Annotated in this window: 19 protein-coding genes and 1 tRNA gene; 12 read left to right on the top strand and 8 right to left on the bottom strand. The window is 68.1% G+C overall.

The features are described from left to right. Positions 1–14: 14 nt before the first annotated feature. The 3 genes from H5V44_RS05945 to H5V44_RS05955 are packed head-to-tail and all read right to left on the bottom strand — an operon-like array spanning position 15 to position 3,307. Positions 15–2,111: an ATPase, T2SS/T4P/T4SS family gene (locus H5V44_RS05945; RefSeq protein WP_185192201.1), complete on the bottom strand. Its 2,097-nt coding sequence runs from the start codon at positions 2,109–2,111 to the stop codon at positions 15–17. Positions 2,112–2,153: 42 nt separating this feature from the next. Further along, on the bottom strand, positions 2,154–2,618 hold the full coding sequence (locus H5V44_RS05950) for a DUF7311 family protein (protein WP_185192202.1): 465 nt from the start codon (positions 2,616–2,618) through the stop codon (positions 2,154–2,156). Then, complete coding sequence (locus tag H5V44_RS05955) at positions 2,615–3,307, bottom strand: DUF7310 family coiled-coil domain-containing protein (RefSeq protein ID WP_185192203.1); 693 nt, start codon at positions 3,305–3,307, stop codon at positions 2,615–2,617. Before H5V44_RS05955 ends, H5V44_RS05950 begins: the two co-directional genes overlap by 4 nt. 78 nt (positions 3,308–3,385) lie before the next feature. Here H5V44_RS05955 and H5V44_RS05960 point away from each other — a divergent pair, with 78 nt between their 5' ends. After that, positions 3,386–4,471 (top strand): tubulin/FtsZ family protein, encoded by a 1,086-nt coding sequence (locus H5V44_RS05960; RefSeq protein WP_185192204.1) that lies wholly within the window; start codon positions 3,386–3,388, stop codon positions 4,469–4,471. 52 nt (positions 4,472–4,523) lie between these two features. Here H5V44_RS05960 and H5V44_RS05965 read toward each other — a convergent pair whose 3' ends face one another. Further along, complete coding sequence (locus tag H5V44_RS05965; protein WP_185192205.1) at positions 4,524–5,870, bottom strand: alkaline phosphatase family protein; 1,347 nt, start codon at positions 5,868–5,870, stop codon at positions 4,524–4,526. A gap of 133 nt (positions 5,871–6,003) precedes the next feature. On the opposite strand from H5V44_RS05965, the gene H5V44_RS05970 reads away from it, so the two are divergent. From H5V44_RS05970 to H5V44_RS05980, 3 genes are read left to right on the top strand one after another with little or no spacing between them, the layout of a single operon-like run. After that, on the top strand, positions 6,004–6,471 hold the full coding sequence (locus H5V44_RS05970) for a DUF5788 family protein (protein ID WP_185192678.1): 468 nt from the start codon (positions 6,004–6,006) through the stop codon (positions 6,469–6,471). Then, positions 6,468–8,222, top strand: a complete 1,755-nt coding sequence (polX, locus tag H5V44_RS05975; RefSeq protein WP_185192206.1) for a DNA polymerase/3'-5' exonuclease PolX — start codon at positions 6,468–6,470, stop codon at positions 8,220–8,222. The genes H5V44_RS05970 and polX overlap by 4 nt, the downstream gene beginning before the upstream one ends. Before the next feature lies 1 nt (position 8,223). Next, a complete protein-coding gene (locus tag H5V44_RS05980) occupies positions 8,224–8,688 on the top strand; it encodes a Mut7-C RNAse domain-containing protein (protein WP_185192207.1) in 465 nt (154 codons plus the stop codon). Positions 8,689–8,694: 6 nt separating this feature from the next. Here the strand turns inward: H5V44_RS05980 and H5V44_RS05985 are convergent, their stop codons facing one another. After that, entirely contained in the window at positions 8,695–9,642 is a 948-nt protein-coding gene (locus H5V44_RS05985; protein WP_185192208.1) for a DUF7139 domain-containing protein, read from the bottom strand. Positions 9,643–9,807: 165 nt separating this feature from the next. Between H5V44_RS05985 and H5V44_RS05990 the strand changes: the two genes are divergently transcribed. The 6 genes from H5V44_RS05990 to H5V44_RS06015 all read left to right on the top strand — a co-directional run bounded on the left by H5V44_RS05990 (position 9,808) and on the right by H5V44_RS06015 (position 15,197). Further along, entirely contained in the window at positions 9,808–10,098 is a 291-nt protein-coding gene (locus H5V44_RS05990; RefSeq protein WP_185192209.1) for a DUF5789 family protein, read from the top strand. Positions 10,099–10,114: 16 nt separating this feature from the next. Beyond that, the gene (locus tag H5V44_RS05995; RefSeq protein ID WP_394354506.1) at positions 10,115–10,804 is read left to right on the top strand and encodes a CPBP family intramembrane glutamic endopeptidase; all 690 of its coding nucleotides are present in this window, start codon (positions 10,115–10,117) and stop codon (positions 10,802–10,804) included. A 43-nt stretch (positions 10,805–10,847) separates the two neighbouring features. After that, the gene (locus H5V44_RS06000) at positions 10,848–11,303 is read left to right on the top strand and encodes a DUF302 domain-containing protein (RefSeq protein ID WP_185192210.1); all 456 of its coding nucleotides are present in this window, start codon (positions 10,848–10,850) and stop codon (positions 11,301–11,303) included. A gap of 308 nt (positions 11,304–11,611) precedes the next feature. Further along, a complete protein-coding gene (locus H5V44_RS06005) occupies positions 11,612–12,445 on the top strand; it encodes an MBL fold metallo-hydrolase (RefSeq protein WP_185192211.1) in 834 nt (277 codons plus the stop codon). Between the two features lie 463 nt (positions 12,446–12,908). Continuing rightward, positions 12,909–13,571 (top strand): hypothetical protein, encoded by a 663-nt coding sequence (locus H5V44_RS06010; RefSeq protein ID WP_185192212.1) that lies wholly within the window; start codon positions 12,909–12,911, stop codon positions 13,569–13,571. Between the two features lie 873 nt (positions 13,572–14,444). Further along, positions 14,445–15,197, top strand: coding sequence for a hypothetical protein (locus H5V44_RS06015; protein ID WP_221625605.1), 753 nt, complete (start codon positions 14,445–14,447; stop codon positions 15,195–15,197). A gap of 463 nt (positions 15,198–15,660) precedes the next feature. Here H5V44_RS06015 and H5V44_RS06020 read toward each other — a convergent pair. The 3 genes from H5V44_RS06020 to H5V44_RS06030 all read right to left on the bottom strand — a co-directional run bounded on the left by H5V44_RS06020 (position 15,661) and on the right by H5V44_RS06030 (position 17,157). Then, a tRNA-Arg gene (locus tag H5V44_RS06020) sits at positions 15,661–15,734 on the bottom strand. Between the two features lie 58 nt (positions 15,735–15,792). Next, entirely contained in the window at positions 15,793–16,056 is a 264-nt protein-coding gene (tatA, locus tag H5V44_RS06025; protein ID WP_185192214.1) for a twin-arginine translocase TatA/TatE family subunit, read from the bottom strand. Positions 16,057–16,224: 168 nt separating this feature from the next. Further along, positions 16,225–17,157: a spondin domain-containing protein gene (locus tag H5V44_RS06030; RefSeq protein WP_185192215.1), complete on the bottom strand. Its 933-nt coding sequence runs from the start codon at positions 17,155–17,157 to the stop codon at positions 16,225–16,227. 602 nt (positions 17,158–17,759) lie between these two features. Between H5V44_RS06030 and H5V44_RS06035 the strand changes: the two genes are divergently transcribed. Together H5V44_RS06035 and H5V44_RS06040 are read left to right on the top strand one after the other, a co-directional pair. After that, a complete protein-coding gene (locus tag H5V44_RS06035; RefSeq protein WP_185192216.1) occupies positions 17,760–18,239 on the top strand; it encodes a redoxin domain-containing protein in 480 nt (159 codons plus the stop codon). A 58-nt stretch (positions 18,240–18,297) separates the two neighbouring features. Then, entirely contained in the window at positions 18,298–19,110 is an 813-nt protein-coding gene (locus H5V44_RS06040) for an HD domain-containing protein (protein ID WP_185192217.1), read from the top strand. Positions 19,111–19,114 lie beyond the last annotated feature (4 nt).

The following is a 19,114-nucleotide window of genomic DNA, read 5'->3' on the forward strand; positions in this document are numbered from 1 at the left end:
TGGGTCGACCCAGGTCACCGCTGGGTGCCCCCTCGCGCCCGGTCGCGGTCGGCGGGTCGGGTCAGTCCAGCCGCCGAGAGCCGCTCGAATCCGGCGGCGCGCCGATCGACGGTTTCGAGGAGCGCCTCGTGGGACTCCCCGTCGCCGCGGAGCCGCTCGAAGGCGGCGCTGTCGCCGCGGTTGAGGACGCCGGTCGACCGGAGTTCGCCCCTCTCACGATCGAACAACGGCGTGAACGACGCGTCGCCGTCGGAACCGCGGACCTCCTCGATCGCGGCGACGTGCCGGTCGTCACCGTCTCGGACACAGGTCACCACCAGATCGGTCGCGGCGAACGACGACGCCGGGACCCCGAGGTCGGAGACGACGCGCTCTCGCACTGCGGCCGCGGAATCGCCGTGGATCGTTCCCAGCACCGCGTGGCCGTGCGCGCCGACCCGCATCGCCTCGTAGAGCGCACCCGCCTCCTCGCCGCGGACTTCGCCGACGACCAGGGCGCCGTCCCCCAGTCTGAGCGCCGAGCGGAGGGCCCGAGCCGGGGAGACTGAGCGCCCCGTGGACTCCCCGTTTGCCCCCCCTTCGACGGTCCCGCCCGCGTCGGTGTGGAGGGCCTGCACGTCGCGGTCGCGATCCCGGAGCTCCGCCACCGGGAGTTCCGGGGTGTCCTCGATCGTCACGACCCGCGTCGACGCCGGGAGTTCCCAGAGCAGCGCGCTCAACAGGGTGGTCTTGCCGGCCCCGCGCGTGCCGGCCACGATGGTCGCCGCGCCGCGTTCGATCGCCACGGAGAGCGCGGCGGCGGCCCTCGCTCGGAGTGCGCCGGCGGCCACCAGCCGTGGGAGGGTCCACGCGTCGTCGTCGCGGACACGAAACGCGAACCCGACGCCGTCGCTTGCGGGTGCGGTCACCCCCGCGACCCGGATCTGCTGCCCCGTCTCGGCGACGACGGCGGCGTCGAGCGTCGGCGAACTCCGGGAGAACGACCGGCCGCTCTCCCGGCGGAACCGCGAGGCGAGCGCCGCGGCGCCATCGGGGGTCAGCCGGACGTTCGTCCGCGTCCGCTCGCCGTTCACGACCACCCTGATTGGCGACTCCGACACCGGTGCCGAGACGACCACGTCCGACACTCGCTCGTCCGCGAAGAAGTGTTCCAAGACCCCGAGCCCCCGCGTGTGACGGCTCAACACCGCCGCTAGCGTCTCCACCGGCTCGTCCCCGCTGGCGACCCGCCGGACCGCGCGTCCGGGCGCCCGGGGACCGCCGCCGACCGATCCGTTCGCGAGGAGATCGTAGGCGGCCGCAAGCGTCGCCATCGCGTCGGTACCGAGGTCGTGTGCGACGGGCCGGAGGTGGTAGACGGGTCCGTCGTCGGTCAGGTAGCGGCGGACGTCGGCGTTCGTTGGGAGTTCGTACGCCGCCTCCTGTGTCGCGTCCGCGGGCAGTCGCCGCGAAACCAGGGCTTTCGAGAGCGTCGGCCCGACGAACGCCCGGAAGGCGTCGCGGTCGGTCGCGTCCGTTTCCCGCCCGTCGCCGTCGGATTCCCGCCCGTCGATCACGGCCGACGGTGACTGCTCCGAGACCCGATCTGCGCCCGCCGCCACCCCGGACTCCGCGGCGATCCGGGCCACTGCACCGGCGCGTCCGGCCGCCCTGCGGGCGGCGGCGATCGGGTCCCGGCGGGCGCGATCCGCGAGCGCCCGGTCGTGGAATCCCACCCGCTCGACGAACCGGCCCGCAGCCAGAAGCAGCCCGACTGAGCCGTCGTCGTAGGTGCGTTCGACACCGTCGGATCTGGTTCTGACGCCGTCCACGTCGCGTTCGGCCAGCGTGCCGATCACGGTTTCCCGGCAGGCGGGGCTCGCCGCTAGATCGCCGTCGCCGGGACAGTCGTCGGCGTCGACTACGAGCACCCGTTGCTCCGCGGTGGTCACGCCGCCCAGGCGTTCGACCGCGACCCGGCACTGGCAGGTCGGCTCCACGTCGTCTCCCGTCCCGTCCGCCGTCGATTCCGACTCGTCCACGACCCCAACCGCCGTCCCGAGGGCCGCTGCGATCCCGGCAAACGATCCCGGTGGATCACCCCCGAGCGACGGGATGCCGTCCAGAGGCATACGCCGGGTGGTCCCGTCCCGGTATATAAACGATCGGGACGGTCACCAGCCGGCGGCCCTGGTGACCACGAGTTCGGGACCGTCGTTGCTGCGAACCAGTGCCAGCGACACCGCGTGCCGGCCGGGCTCCCGGAAGACGACGGGCCCCTCGGGCGTTCGAAGGGGGACCGGAAGCCGGAGGTGTCGACGGCGGGACGACGACACGGCGTAGGTGACGGTCGGGCGATCCCCCGGTCCGTCCGGCTGGCCGCCGACCGCGACGAACGCCGGCTTCGCGGCGGCGATCGACCGTGCCGGCAGCCTGAACTCGATCCGTCGGGTCGCCGCCGTCTCTCGCGTCGCTGTCGCGTCCTCTGTCGTTGCGAGCGACCGGCCGGCGCGCTCGATCCGGTCGACCGTTCCCTCGATCGCCGCGTCCGTCCGGGCCGCCCGAGCGTCGTCGACGGCCGGGAGGGCGACCGCCAGGGTCGCGACCGCGAGCGCGGCGGCGACGACCAGCCGGATCACCGGAACGCGTCGCGGAGTCGGGCCGCGAGCGACCCCTCGGCTCCGGTGTCGGCGTCACTCCTCTCGGTGTCGACGCTGCTGATCGCGCCGGTATCGGCCGGTTCCTCGTCGGTCGCATCCGCTCCGTCAGGCCGTCTCCGGGTGCCTCCGATCGCCCCCGGCGACGTCCCGTTTCCGGCTTCGCGTCCGTCGGTTCGACCGACACGTCCGCGGCCTTCCGAGTCGTTCCCGTTCCGACCTCGTGACCCCGGTCTCCGCGAATCCGGACTGGGGTCGCGGGGGTCTTCCCGGCGCCGATCCGCTCGGTCGTCTCCGGCCTCCCGCCCGTCGTCGCCCGCATCCGGGAGGCGCTCGCGGACCAGCCCCGTTTTTTCAGGTTCGAACCGTTCCTCCAGCGCTTCGGCCTTCGCGAGCGCGGCCGACGCCCGACGCTCGACCGTCTCGTCGACCGCGTCCACGCCGTCGAGGAGGCCCCGCACCGCTTCGAGTTCGGCTTCGAGGTCGGCTACCCGGCGTTCGAGCGCCGCCACCCGGTCGCCGTCACGACCGGCGGTGTCCTCCTCGCCTGTCGACTTCGGGTCGGATCCGTCGTCGGGGTCGGACTCCGTCTGCTCGGTGCTGTCGGGGTCGTAGTCGGCGACGCGTCGGTCGGTCGCGGTCGACTCGGCCGGGAACGGCTCGGTCGGCATACCGGGGGTGGTCGCGGCATCCGTTATGAACCTCCGTCGCGGCCGAACGTTGAAGTCGACGCTTGGAGATATAACGCTATGAAGTCCCTCCTGATCGGCGTCGGCCAGGCCGGCGGGAAACTCGCCCGCGAACTGATCGAGTACGACGACCGGATGGGGTTCGGCGCCGTCCGCGGCGCGGTCGGCGTCAACACCGCAGCCGCCGACCTCCGCGGACTCCCGTTCGAGACCGTCCTCGTCGGACGGGATCGCGTGAACGGCCAGGGCGTCGGCGGCGACAACGAACTCGGTGCGGAGGTGATGGAGGCGGACGCCCGCGAGGTGCTCGCGTCCCTCGAGGGCCGGATCACCGCGGGGATCGAGTCGATCTTCGTCGTCGCCGGGCTGGGCGGCGGCACCGGCAGCGGCGGCGCGCCCGTGCTCACCCGCGAACTCGCCCGGGTCTACGACGTCCCGATCTACGGCCTCGGCGTCCTGCCCGGACGCGACGAGGGCGCGATGTACCAGGTCAACGCCGGACGGTCGCTAAAGACCTTCGCCCGCGAGGCCGACGCCCTGCTCTTAGTCGACAACGACGCGTTCCGGTCGGCGGGCGAGAGCGTCACCGAGGGGTTCGACGCGATCAACCGGGAGGTCGCGCGGCGCCTCGGACTGCTGTTGGCCGCCGGCGAGAACGTCGAGGGGGTCGGCGAGAGCGTGGTCGACTCCTCGGAGATAATCAACACCCTGCGGGACGGGGGGATCGCGGCGCTGGGGTACGCCGCTGCGGACGCCGCCCCCGACGCCGAGGCGAACATCAACACCGTGACGAGCATCACCCGGCGTGCGGTCCTCACCGGATCGAGCCTCCCCGACGCCACCGACGCCGACGCCGCGCTCCTCGTCGTTGCGGGCGACCCCGACGCCGTCCCGCGAAAGGGCGTCGAGCGCGCCCGGCGGTGGATCGAGGAGGAGACCGGAAGCCTGCAGGTCCGGGGCGGCGACTTCCCGCTGTCGAGCGACCGACTCGCCGCCCTCGTCCTGCTCGGCGGCGTCGAACGGTCCGAGCGGATCCAGTCGTTTATGGAACGCGCCGCGGAGGCACAGGCGGCCGAGGACGGCGAGGACGCGTCCGGCGACTCCGGGGCTCAGTGGGCGAGCGACGACCTCGACGACTTAGTGTAGCCTCCGCGCCCGCACGCGACGATGTGTCCTCGGCGCCCGGACGCGACGACCGCTACTTACAGAGAGTCGCGCCGTCGAACTCCGTCCGGGAGTAGTCGACGTCGAGCAGGTCGAGGATGGTCGGCGCGATGTCGTAGAGGTCGGCGTCGTCGATCGACACGTCGGGGTCGTCGACGAACAGCGAGGCGTTGTCGAAGCTGTGCATCCCGTTCCGGGGTCCCGTGCCGAACACCTCCTCGTGACCCTTGAACCCGGATTTGAGGTCGAAGCCGTGGTTCGGCACGACCACGAGGTCGGGGGCGATGTCGTCGTGGTCCCCGCGGAAGGCGTCTTCCTTCTCGACGACGCGGTCGGCGACCGGCCGGCCGTCCGGGCCTTCGAGCGCTTCGAGGTCGGCTTTGAGCTCCGCGCGAACGTCGTCGTACTCCGACTGGGGGACGGCGCCGTCGGGCTCGCGGCCTTCGAGGTTGATGTAGAACCGCCCCGGAATGAACGAGTACGCCCGGGTGTCGGCGGAGACGTCGCCGAGCTCCTCGTGGTCGTCGTCCTCGTAGGAGAGCCATCCCTCCTCCTCGAGCCACGCGTTGCAGTGGACCTCGTAGTCCAGGGAGGTGAACCCGTGGTCCGACGCCACCACGAGAGTTACGTCCTCCGGCAGCGACGAGCGGATCTTCCCGACGTACTCGTCGACCTTCTCGTAGAACTCCAGGAACGCCTCCCTGTTCGCGCCGTCCTGTTCGTAATCCTTGAACAGGAAGTGGTTCACCCGGTCGGTGGTCATAAACACCCCGAAAAAGAGGTCCCAGTCGTCGCGGCCGAGGATCGACTGGAACGCCTCGAACCGCTTCTCGAGGGTCTCGTGGGCGTCCTCGACGAACGCGGTCTTGTCGTCGTCGTGACCGAGTTTGGCGTTGACGTCGATCCGGTAGCCGATGTCTTCGAGCTCGTCGCGGAACGAATCGGGGTGGGCGGCCTTCTCGACGCCCGGCGACAGAAACCCCGAGACCATGCGCTGGACGTCGCGCTGTGGGGGGAACGTCACCGGGACGTTGAGGACGCTGGCCTGGCGGCCGGCGTCGGTGACGCGGTCCCACAGCCGGGTCGCCTGGACGTCCCGACCCATCGGCACGTAGGTGTCGTACGACCCCGTCTCGCGGTCCTGGAACCCGTAGACGCCCGTCCCGCCCGGGTTCACGCCCGTGGTCAGCGACGGCCAACACGCCGAGGACTCCGGCGGGACGATGCTGTCGATGGCGCCGGCGCTGCCCTCGTCTGCGAGCGCGGCGAAGTTCGGAAACCGTTCACGGTTGTCGGCGAGCAGACTGAACGGCACGCCGTCGACCCCGACGAATGCGACGCGCGGGTCGCTCTCCCCGCGCAGCCGGTCGAACAATCCCATACGTCCCGTTCTCCCCGACGGTCATAAGAACTTTCGTCTCCGCTCGGGGGCCGCAGGCGGGAACGCACAGCCCCCGTCGACACCGTCGCGCCGAAGGAGCGAAGTGGATCCCGGCACAACCGTGAGCCAGGCCGTGAAGGAGTTCGAACGAAAACAGTTGCTGGAGCGGGTCAACCGCGAGGGCGCGACGGTCGGCGCGGAGATCCCCGAGACGATCGAGGTTCAGGGCGAGGAGGTCGACCTCCGGGAGTTCGTCTTCGAGATCAAGCGTCGCGACACCGTCCCCGCGGGGGAGCGCGACCGGGTCGACCGCGCGAAGAAGAACCTCCGACGGGAGCGGCTCCAGCGCGTCCAGCGCATCGAGGACGGCGAGATCACCTACGAGAAGGGAGAACGGATCGCCGAGAGCGTCATCGGGATCGACCGCGCGTTGAACGCTCTCGAACAGCTCCGGCCGGTCGACCTCGACGGGGAGGCCGACCGCAAGGAGGCCGCCGACCGCAAGCGGTGGATGAACTTCCTGAAGCAGGCGCTCGGCCGCGACGACGGCGGCGCGTCGGCGCAGGGCGGCCGGGGGCGAAGCCGGGGTGGCGGGCTGTGAGCCGCAACGACGAGGTGGCCGCGAGGCTGGAGGAGTTCGCGGACCTTCTCGAAGCCAACGGCGTCGAGTACAAGCCGAACTCGTACCGCCGCGCCGCGGAGAACGTCCGGGAGCACACCGAGCCGATCGAGGACCTCGCCGGCGAGGGTGAAGACGCGGTGGCGACGATCGACGGCGTCGGCGACGCCATCTCCGCGAAGATCGTCGAGTACATCCAAACGGGGGAGATCGAGGAGCTGGCGGCGCTCCGGGAGGAACTCCCGGTCGACATCGAGGCGCTCACCCGCGTCGAAGGCGTCGGCCCGAAGACCGTCGGCACGCTCTACGAGGCACTCGGGATCACGACCTTAGAAGAGCTCGCCGAGGCCGCCGAGGCGGGGCGGATCCGCGAGGTGAAGGGGTTCGGCGCCAAAACCGAGCAGAACATCCGCAAGAACGTCGCGTTCGCGCGGGAGGCACGGCGCCGGGAACGCCTCGGGGACGCGCGCCCGCTGGCAGAGGACGCGCTGGCACACCTCCGCGACTCCGACGCCGTCGAGTCCGCCGAGGTGGCGGGGTCGATCCGCCGGTGGCGCGACACCACCGGCGACGTGGACGTGCTCGTCGCCTCGGAAGCGGGCCCCGAGGTCGTCGACGCGTTCGTCGAGTGGCCGGCGGTGACGGACACGGTCGAGGCCGGCGAGTCGAAGGCGCGGGTCCGCGCCGACGGGATGCAGGTCGACCTCCGGGTGGTCGTCCCCGACGAGTTCGGGGCGGCGCTGCAGTACTTCACCGGGAGCAAGGAGCACAACGTCGACCTCCGGAACCGCGCGATCGCCCGCGAGTTGAAGATGAACGAGTACGGCGTCTTCGACGTCTCCGGCGTCGACGACCCGGAGGTCGGCCAGCGCGTCGGCGAGCGGATCGCCGGGGAGACGGAAGCCTCGATGTACGCGGCCCTGGATCTCCCGCTCGTCCCGCCGGAGATTCGTGAGGGCACCGGGGAGATCGAGGCCGCAGTCGCGGGGGAGCTCCCCGACCTCGTCGGGACCGACGAGATCCGCGGTGACCTCCACACGCACACCGACTGGTCCGACGGCGGCTATTCGATCGCGGCGATGGCGACCGCCGCCGCCGACCGCGGGTACGACTACTACGCGGTCACCGACCACGCGACCGGCCCGGGGATGGTGGGCGGCGTCGGCCTCGCCGACGCGGCGCTCGAAGACCAGATGGCCGCCGTCGACGACGCCCGCAACGAGGTCGGCGACGGGTTCGCGCTGTTGCACGGCGTCGAGACCAACATCGACGCCGACGGCGACCTCTCGACGGCCGACGATGTGCTCGCGGCGTTGGACGTGGTGGTCGCGTCGCCGCACGCCGCGCTCGGCCAGGATCGTGAGACTGCCACCGAGCGGCTGGTGTGTGCGGTCGAACACCCGAGCGTCGACATCCTGGGACACCCGACCGGACGGCTGATCGGCCGGCGCGAGGGGCTTGATCCCGACGTCGAGCGGGTCGCCGCGGCCGCGGCCGACGCCGGCACCGCCCTCGAAATCAACGCCGACCCCGCCCGCCTCGACCTCCGCGGGGCACTCGTCCGGGCCGCGATCGATGCGGGGGCGACCGTCGTGGTCGACACCGACGCCCACTCGCCGGACGCGCTCGACTACGTCCGGTACGGCGTCCACACGGCCCGCCGTGGGTGGTGTGAGGTAGCCGACGTACTCAACACACGCGACCCAGAGGGCCTCCGGTCGTTCCTCCACTGAGATGCCCGACCGACTGTTGCTCGACGCGATGCTCGGGAAACTGGCGACGTACCTCCGGATGTGCGGCTACGACGCCGCGTACGCCCTCGACGGCGTCGACGACCCCGCCGGCGGCCCGACCGACGACGAGATACTCGCGACGGCGCGGCGGTCGGAACGGACGGTGCTCACGCGCGACCGGGAGTTGGCGGCGCGCGCCGACGACGCGCTGTGCATCCACTCCCGCGACGTTCCGGACCAACTCGCCGAGCTACGGGCTGCGGGCTACGAGCTCTCTCTCGACGCGACTCCGACCCGGTGCGGCGTCTGTAACGGACCGGTCCGGCCGGTTGGCGACGAGGAGTCGCTGCCGGCGTACGCGCCGGACCCCGCCGGGACCGACTGCTTTCGGTGCCGGGACTGCGAGCAGGTCTTCTGGAAGGGGAGCCACTGGGAGGACGTGCGGGCGACGCTCCGATCGGTGTAGGCGGCGTCAGCGACGGTGTCGCCGCTTCTTTGCGCGCGACTCCCACTGCTGGCAGGGGTCCATATCGTCCATCAGCTCCTCGTGGGCGCCGCAGTAGGGCTGGATTCCCTCGTCGGTCCGGACGTACTCGAAGTGTGCGCAGTTGCCGCAGTAGACGTCGCTGGCGGCCGCCTCGGGACCGCTGTCGGCCGCGGTCGCTCCGCCGCCGTCCCGGCCGCCTGACGGTCCCGCGCGGGACTGCTGATCGGCCCGGGGCGGAGACGTCGACGACTGCGACCCTGACCCGTCGAGCGGCGAGCTGATCGACGCCGACTCGGTCCCGCCGTCGGACGCCGTCCCCGGCCCGGCGGTCTGGGTTTCGACGTTCCCATCCGGGGTGGTTCCGAAGAAGCCGATGCCGCCGGCTCCGGCCGACCCACCTGATCGCTCGACCGGGACGTACTTCGTCTCGCGTTTGCGCGTCACGTTCACCCTCGCGGTGCCGCCGGGGTCGTTGCGCGTCTTGAAGTTCGCGACGCCGACGAACAGACACCAGAAGGTCAACAGCACGCCCAGCGAGTAGAGCCCGACCGTCGCAAGCGTGAGATCGGGCTTCCCCGCCCCACAGACCGACCCCGACCACCGGCAGGGGTACGCGTGCGTGAAGAGCGCGACGCCGACGACCCCGATCCCGGCGCCGACCACCGCCGCCGCCTTCGTGAGCCGTCCCGACGGGAGGACCGCGAAGACCCCCAGAAACACCGCGGGGACCCCGACGCCGGCGAGGATGGCGCCGAGCTGCCGCTTGGCGGTGAGCGCGGCGATGTCGGAGCCGTAGACCAGGCCCGTGGTCGCGACGACGATACCGATCACCACGAGCAGCGACCCGACGACGAACAGCCCCAACCCGAACGTGAGTCGCCGGAGGCTCACGACTCGCTCCTTCCCCTCGTATACCTCCGAAAGGCTGGGCATACCGGTCGTTCGTGGCCATCCCACAAAACGGTGTGTCAGACGGGCGTCCGACGCGGGGCGCGACCGCACCCCTCGTCGGTCGGCGGTGCGGCGGTACCGACACTCGCTCCAGGCGCGCCGGACCGTGCCGAAGGGGTTATTTTCGACGACGGCAAATCCGGGCGTATGGCAGACGACGCGGACGAGGAAGCCGACGAGGAGCCCCCCGTCGAACTGGGCGAGGAGACACCCGTCGAGGGGCAGCCGCTCGCGCGGGTCGCCGCCCGGCTCACCTGGCCCCACGAAGTGAGCCGGATCGAAGCACAGGAGGGCGATAGCGTCATCCGGACGCCGTCGGGACCGCAGTCGATCTCGGCGGTGTTGGACGACGTCGACGAGACGTACATCGACTCCAGACAGGCGTTCGTGACGGCCGTTCGCGACGTCATCGGCGCCGGGCCCGTCGAGACCGAGTGACGGGGTCCGCGCGACGGTGTCAGTCCACGCCCGCATCCGCGCTGCCGCCGACGAGTCCACCTGGCTCCAGCGCTCGCTCCTGCTCGGACTCGTCCTCTCGATCGCGTGGAGTTCGTGGTCGGTCCCACCGACGGACCTGACTGCGCGCGTCGTCCGCGACGTCGTCGTGTTCCTCATCGCGCCGGCGACGCTCGCGATCACCCACGGCCGCCGGCTGGGCTACCGGATCGATCGGGTCGCGGTCCGCGACACCGTCCTGCTCGCGGCGTTCGTGCTTCCCTTCTACCTCGTCGGGTCGTCGCTGCCGAGTATCCGTGCGTACTACCCGATGTGGCAGACGACCACCGCCCTGGGGTCGTTCCTGCCGCACACCATCCAGCAGCTGGCGGTCGTCGTCGCGGCCGAAACCTACTATCGCGGGCTGCTCTGCGTCGGCGTCAGCGACGAGTTCGGGTTCAAGAGCGTCTTCATCAGCCCCGTCGTGTACGCCCTCCACCACGCCGGGAAGCCGCCGATCGAGCTCCTGCTTTCGGGACCGACCGACGTGCTGTTCGGCGCGGTCGACTACCACAGCGGCTCGATCCTCCCCTCGATCGTCGCTCACGGCCTGGGGCTGACGCTGCTGGACTGGCTCACGCTCCACGACCCGCTGTTCCCGCCGTCGAAGGTCGTGTCGGCCCTGCGGTGGCTCCCGGTACCGCTGTGACCGATCCCACACCCTTTGATGGGTCGGTGCATAGTGACCCCCGATGACACTCCCTATCGATCCGGACGCGATCGCGGGCGGCGACATCGGCGAGGAACGCGCGACGCTCCGAATGGACTTCGAGGCGGCGGTCGAACACGTCCGCGAAGCCTTCCTCGACGCGGGGTTCGGCATCGCCACGGAGTTCTCGCCCTCGGAGCTGCTCAACGAGAAGGTAAACGCTGGACGTGACCCCTACTACGTGCTCGGGGCGTGTAACCCGGAGATGGCGGATCGCGCGCTCGACGCCACGGACCGGCGTATCGGGAGCCTGTTCCCGTGTAACGTCGTGGTCTGGCAGGAGGAACCGGGCGTTCAGACGGTCTACCACGTGAGCATAATGCGCATCGCGCAGCTGCTCGGAGTGGTTGCCGACGAGGAGGCGATGGACGACATCGTCGCGGAGACGGGCGAACTGGTCGACGAGGCGTTCGGAAACCTGGAGGCGGCGTCGACGTGACTCAGGCGTCGTAGCCGCCCGGACGCGGCTCCCACAACCCGAGCTGCCGCATCGTCTCGTCCATCTGCGAGAAGTCGGCAGTCTCCCTCGTATGTGAGCTCATAGCACACAGATCGAAGCGCCTTGCGAATAAATACTTTGTGCCGGTTAGGAACGACGATACAGTGGTTATCACCTTCATACAACAACGACCACTGTAATCCGTGCATAATTATTAAAATACCTGCTTTTGTGAGCGGTTCGGGATCGGAGCCGTTCGATCGCTCGCCTCCGGAACACTTAGTCGGCCGCCCGTCGCAGGCAGGGGTATGACCCGGAGCGATTGGGGCGAGTGGCTGCCGCGCGCCGTGGAATCGGCCGACCCCGACACCGTCGCGATCTGGTATCTCGGCTGTAACGGCTTCGTTCTGAAGGGGTCCGACGGAACGACCGTCGCCATCGATCCCTACCTGGGCACGGGGGATCCGCCGCGGACGATCCGGATGATTCCAGTGCCGTTCGACCCCGCCGACGTCGACGAGATGGACGCCGTGTTCGCGACGCACGAGCACACCGATCACACCCACGGACCCAGCCAGGCGCCGATCCTGGCGGGCACGGGCGCGCCGTTCTACGCCCCGGACGACTCGCTTGCGGTCGCGCTGGAAGAGGAAGCCTGGCCTGCGAACTACGACGTTGACGACGAACAGTTCGTCGAGGTCGCGGAAGGCGACGCCGTCGAGGTCGGCGAGTTCACCGTCCACGTCGAGTTCTCACACGACCCGGACTCGACGCACCCGGTCTCGTACGTCTTCGAACACGACTCGGGAACGTTCTTCCACGGCGGCGACACGAAACCCCACGCGGAGTTCGACGCCCTGGGGGATCAATACGACATCGACCTCGGCGTGTTGGCGTTCGGCGCGGTCGGCAACATCGACGACAAGGAGACGGGCGAACCGAAGCGGACGCGGTGGTACTCCACGGAGAACGGGATCGTCGAGGCCGCCTCGGCCCTCCGGATCGACCGGCTGCTCCCGAGCCACTGGGATATGTGGAAGGGCCTGACCGCGGACCCCAAAGTTCTGCATCACCACGCTCGAAGCTACGCGTATCCGCGGTCGCTGGAGATCGCGGAGATTGGGGATCGGGTCGATCTCTGAGCGGCCGGATGAAGGCGGATCGCGACGCGGACTATGCGGGAGTGTTACCTGCGCGGATGCCCGTCCTCGAACCACGCAATGCGTGAAGCGTCGGGGAAACGGCTCGGCCGCCTCCTGAGGCGATGATCCCTTGCCCGCGCCAGGGGTTGCCGGTGCCGGAGGCGATGGGGACGGGCAAGGTCACGGCGACGTTCGCGAGCGATCGAATAGCAACGGTAGCGCCGCTGGAGCAACGCATTCGGTTCGTTCGGACGACAGAGACATATTATCCACGGACGTTCTCAAGCTTCCCTTGAACCGGTTCAGCGGGGCCCTGAACCCGTTCAGGCTCCCGCTGAACGTTTTCCGGCGGCCAAATACAATCAACCATAGGTTCAAATGGATGATCGTGTACGCCGGACGGGAACGGTCCCGAATCGGCGTACCGTGATAAACTATGCAACGACGAAAACTGCTAAGCCTGATGGGAGCACTGACGGCTGGCTCGGCAGCGACGTTTGGCACGGCTGCATCGACGACGTTCAACCTCAACGACCGGAAGGTCGGGGCGAACATCACGACCGACTCCAGTGGTGCCGTCGCGCTCACCGATCAAGGGAATGCGGGTAACATCATCAACGAGACTGGCGGCGAGCTGGAGATCGACTTCGCCCAGGGACGCGCGACGGGTGTGAACGTCGGGAGCGTCGTGAGCGTCGGTGGTGCCAACCCGAACAATCCGAGCGCATCCGCATTTACCATCACTAACCAGACGACTGCCCCCATCGAACTCGACATTCAGTTCGAAGCCGGCACAAATTACTCCGCTAACAGTGACGGCTCCGAACTCGTTTTCCGCTTCGATAATACGAACTTCTCGGTAGCCGGGAACAACAGGCCAAAGTACATCGCGGTCACTGCGGATTCAGTCGGGAATCCGTTTAACGGGAGCGAAGTCGTAAGCGACTTTGATAGTAGTGGTGACACGGGTTCGGTGTCGTACGACGCCCCATTCGGAGGCGATGACCAGAGTATCCCGGCCGGGGGGACGGTACTGGCTGCAATAACGGTTAACGCGGACGAACCAAGCTCGGATCCCAGCGAGAACCTCTCCGGAACGCTCGATCTCACCGCCACGCAGGTCTAAGCTGTACCCCGGAACCACGGTTGCGCCGGCGGGAGCGTGCTACGCACCCGAAACAATCTTTATCACCCGAACGAGCGAGCCAAAGATTGAATCGTAGACAAATCGTATACCTGTGCGTGGCGCTCAGTGTAGTGGCCGCTACGGGGACCCACGCGTCATCGACAGCTACGGTACACAGGCAAGCGGACGTCGATATAGTCGCGCAGGAACGGGGGCTGATCGCGCTGGATCAAACGGTCAGCGGGCACAACGCGACTACGAATACGGCTACCGTAGCCGTCACCGTAACCAATCAACGTGCGGTGCGAATCCGCCCTGTGCGGGTCGGGGTCGGCGATGATTCCGCGTCCACGACGGCGCTCGCGCCGGGAGAGACCGATACCGTCGCGTTCTCGAACGTGCGCTGTACCGAAACGATCCGAGCCGAAAGTACCTTAGACAGCGTGACCCTTCGGACTACCACGCCAGTCGCGTGTTGATGAGATGTTAGCCCGCGCCCGGAGGGCGGCCGGAACCGCAGCAGCCGGAGTGGTTCTACTCATAGCCGTTTCGACGGTACTCGGCGGAGCGTTCGGGGCCCCGATGGGGATTTCGTACGTCGAAACGGACAGTATGTCTCCGACGCTCCAACCGGGTGACGGATTCGTCCTGCTCCCCGACGAACTCGCTGGGGAACCGGAAGCCGGAGACGTCGTCGTATTCGAGGCCGAACGGATCGGCGGTGGTGGCCCGACCACACACCGTATCGTGAGGGAAACCGACCGTGGATACGTTACTAAAGGAGACAACAACGACGCCCCCGACCAAGCCGGGTTGGAACCCCCGGTACAGCGTCCACAGATCATCGGCCACGCGCTCCAGCTCCGAGGACGTATGGTCGTCATCCCGTACGTAGGGGTGGTTGCACAGGCCGTGAACGACGGATTCGAAGCGCTTGAACGGGTTCTCGACGTCGTGTCGTGGCGACTCGGGGGCTCGCTTCCATCGTTCCGACTCAGCTACCTCGTTACGGTACTGTTCGCACTTCTCTTTCTCGGGGAATCGGTTCGAGGACGGTACCTCGGCGACCGGTACGCAACCCGTGACCGTGACAGGAGTCGTCGGAGACAGAAACGCGAGCAAGACTCGTTTCACTCGGTGTTGCTGGCGTTAACTGCGATCGTGGTTCTGTTCGTGACGGCATCGATGGTCATTCCCGGAGGCCCCCAGCAGTACGACGTTGTCGCCTCCGGAGCAGGCACGCCAGCAGTCGTGCCCCCGGGTGAGGAGGTTGGATTTAATCACACTCTCGGCAACTCGAACGTGCTACCGATGACCGTGTTCCTGGACGACGGTGAAAACGTGACGCTCGGCAGGCAACGGGTCGAACTGGCTAGAGGTGACGCCGTGAACATCTCTGCCACGATGTCAGTACCCAACTCCGTCGGCTATCACCGGTTCTTTATTACTGAACACTGGTATCTCCCGGTTCTCCCCACCCGACTCCTCGCCGTCTTGTACGACGTTCACCCGTGGGCTCCGATCGTGGCTATCGACGGACTGATCGCACTCCCGTATTACGTTCTCGGTCGGTACTTGCTGTTCCGCGGGCCGCCCAAGCGAGATCGCTCGCGAGATGCGGTTTGAACCTATAAGCGGGGCAAAGATATCAAATGATATAAATAAGACGCCACCGGCAGAGGTAATTAAAACGGATCTTGATGGATCAACCGCGAGTTGGCATTCTTTCACAGGGAGCATCGATGGTATACTAACCGATACGCTGCCGTGACGCCCCGCTGTCACTCGGCGGAAAAGGGCGTGACGGGACTCTCGTGAACGAAGTGAACGAGAGGTCGTCACGGGAGTGAGCGAAGCGGGCGGATGCGGTGGGATTCGAACCATGGTCGCTCACTCCGTTCGCTCCCTGGTTCGGATCCCGCGTGTCGTTTTCACGCCTCGCTGCCGCTCGGCGGAAAACAGACGTGACGGGACTCTCGCGAGTATCGCGAGCGAGAGGTCGTCACGGGAGTGGGCGAAGCGGGCGGACGTGATGGGATTCTCGTGAACGAAGTGAACGAGAGGTCGTCACGGGAGTGAGCGAAGCGAACGGACGTGACGGGATTCGAACCCGTGCTCTAGGGGTTAGGAACCCCTCGCCCTGATCCACTAGGCCACACGTCCGACCGGAGCGTGAGAAAAACGGCGACGTTGGAGGACCTACCGGGGAGGAGCGACGCGGTCAGTTCGTCTCGGTCGCGGTCGAAGTATCCGTGTCGGTCTCGGCGACCGTCTCGTCGTCATCGTCGCTCTCGCCTTCGATCTCGCTCAGTTCCTCCTCGATCTCCTCTCGGCCGCGCTTGAACTCGCCCATCGCCTGCCCCGTCGATCGGGCCAGCTTCGGGATCTTGTTGGCGCCGAACAGAAGCACCAGGATGAGCAAGACGACGAGCACTTCGGGGCCACCCGGCAGGCCCGGGAACAGTGGGGTGATGGTTCCGAACATCGCTACCAGCACCTAACCCAGTCGCGATTATAGGCTTTTTGCCTTCGTGAACTCACGAGCGTCGCGGATCGACGGCCAGAGACGCCGGTCACGACGGGGGTCGGCTCCCGAACGCTCGAAGATGACGTACCCGCCAACGCTGTGCCGCATCCTGGCTACGCTCGCGTCTCAGGACTGGGTGTCGGTCATCGATCCGCCGTCGCTCCCCTCCATCGATCCTTCCGGAGTCAGTGTGATCCCGACGAGGTCGTTCACCGCTGGATACCGGTAGCCGTCGTCGACGCTCGACAGCGGCCGCACGACGCCGTCCTCGTCGTCGCCCTGGTCGAGGCTGTTCTGTGCGGGCGCCTGATCCGGCCCCTCACCGGGCGGCTGTGCGTTGGGCTCCGTGCCCGCGTCCCAGAGTTCGACGGCGTCGGTCACGTCACCGGAGACCGGGTCGCCGTCCATCGGCCACAGTTCGATGCCGGGCGCTCCGGGCGCGAGGAAGACGTCGTTGGAGGGGACGAACATACTCGCGACGGAGAGACGAGCCCCCGGTTCGGCCTCGACGGTGAACTCGAAGGCGCCGCCCGGCGCGATCGGCGGCGCGCCGGGGACCTCCCCCATCGGGTCGTTGGGGTCCGCCACGGTGTCGGCCGGCGTGTACGCGCCGGCGGTTGCGGCGGCGTCGTCGGACCGGAGTTCCGCAACCAGTCCCGGCTCGTCGGGGAAGCCGGTCGGCGGGCCCGCCTCCGCGAGCGCTTCGAGGCCGACCGACGCCGGCTCGCCCTCGGTGAACATCGGATTCCCGCCGGGATGGACCGCGTACGCCCCGGGCGTGATCCAGATCTGACCGCCGGTGTGGGTGTCGTCGCCGTAGAAATCCGTCGCGGCGACGTTCTCGATCCGCACCGTGATCGCCGCGGGTCCGGCGTCCATCCCGCCGGAGTCAGTCGTCTCCGTGGCTTCGGTCGTCATCTCCGAGTCGGTCATCTCCCCCGACTCGGTCGTCGTCCCCGACCCGGAGCCCTCGTCGCCACCGAGACAGCCGGCCATCGTGCCGAGTCCGATACCACCGATCGCCCGAACGAACCGTCGCCGCGTCCTGTCTTGTGACATACGAACCGGACCACGACGGATCGGGTAATGGGAATTTTTCAACGTCGGGGCGCAGTCCCGTCGGGGTTCGCTCGAACTCCGTACAAACTTCCTCCCGGTTCCGGGCAACCTGGACTCGAAGGGCGGCGGCGCGTTTCGCCGGCCCGCGCGGCGTCGATCCGCCGGGAAAACCGGGCGGCGATCGGACACGGTCGCGGGCGACGACGAAGACTGCAGCGAGAACCGGCCCGTGACCGACGTGTCACAGCAGCGACGGGATCGCTACCGCAAGGGCCAGCGGATTCATCAGCGAGACCAGTCCACCCGTCACGAGCGCGCAGCCGACACCGCCGAGGACGCCGACCTTCCAACCCCCTGTCGACTGTCGGGGGCCGTGTCCCCGTCGACATCCACCTGCGGACCCGATCGCGCCGGTATTAGTGGTACCGCGGTCGCCCGTCGGTTACGCCCGAAACCCGATGAGCTTCGGAATTTCGAGCCGTTCGTATTCCGTTGTAAGGTGTGGCTGGAGTTTCATCCACTCCCGGACGGCGGTAGTCACTGCGGCGAGAGCCGGCGGCCTCGAAACCAAGTTTGAATTCCGGGGCTTCCGGAGGGCGTGTATGGTTTCAGTCGGCGACGACGCTCCGGACTTCACCGTACCGCTCGCAGACGGCTCCATCGGGTCGTTCACGCTCTCGGACCGCCTCGACGAGGCGCCGCTGGTGCTCGCGTTCTTCCCCGCGGCGTTCACGCCGACGTGTACCACCGAGATGTGCACCTTCCGCGACCGACTCTCGGAGTTCGAGGCGATCGACGCGACGGTGTACGGTATCAGCATCGACACGCCGTTCACGCTCAACGAGTTCCGGGCGCAGAACGACCTGAACTTCGGCCTCCTCAGCGACGCCAACCGCACGACCCTCGACGCCTACGACGTGGCGATGGACTTCGAGCGGTTCGGCGTCGACGACGTGGCGAAACGGGCGGTGTTCGTCGTCGACGAAGACGGGACGGTGACGTACGCCTGGGTGAGCGACGACCCCGGCGCGGAACCCGACTACGACGCCGTCGCCCGCGCGGCCGACGACGCTCGGCCGTAGCCGGTGAGCCCCCGAACGCAACCCGGAGGTACTTGTTCGTCGCCGGCCACCCGCCCGTATGAGCAGTTCCCCCGGCAACGGCGGCCGCGAGTACGACCCCGAGGCAGCCCACAACTTCCCGGACGGTCGGCTGAACGAGGTGTTACCGACGCTCCGTTCGGACCCCGAGATCACGGCGTACCTGGAGGCCCAGAACGTCAACGCGGTGGCCCGGAAGGGGTACAACGACCACGGAACCAAGCACATCGAGATCGTCCGCAACCGCGCGCTGTGTCTCTACGACCTCCTGAAAGGCGGCGGCGTGGCGTTCAACGGTGCCTCACAACAGGGACTCGAGGAGGCCGACGAGGCGGTGATCGTTGCCCTGGCGGCGACGCTGCACGACATCGGCCACGTCGTCCACCGCGACAGTCACGCGTACTACTCGATCCCGCTCGCGGCCGACCTCCTCGACCGGCTGCTTCGGGAGTTCGGGTTCTACGACGCCGGCGAGGCCGTCCGGATGAAAGGTGAGGTGCTCCACGCGATCCTGTGTCACCACACCGAGGAGGACCCGCTCACCACGGAAGCGGGCGTGATCCGGGTTGCCGACGCCTTAGACATGGAGCGTGGTCGGTCGCGGATCCCCTACGAGGAGGGCTGGCGCGGGATCAATACCCTGTCGAGTCAGGCCATCGAGAACGTCTCAGTCCGGCCCGGCGACGGGAAGCCGGTGCTCGTGGAGATCTCGATGATCAACGCCGCGGGCGTCTACCAGGTCGACAGCCTCCTGAAAGCGAAGCTCGACGATTCGGGGCTGGAGGATCACATCAGGATCGTCGCGGTCAACACCAAAAGCGACGACCAGCTGGTCGAGCGGATCGAACTGTAGCTCG

This window comes from Halobellus ruber (genome assembly GCF_014212355.1).
Lineage (GTDB): Archaea > Halobacteriota > Halobacteria > Halobacteriales > Haloferacaceae > Haloquadratum > Haloquadratum rubrum.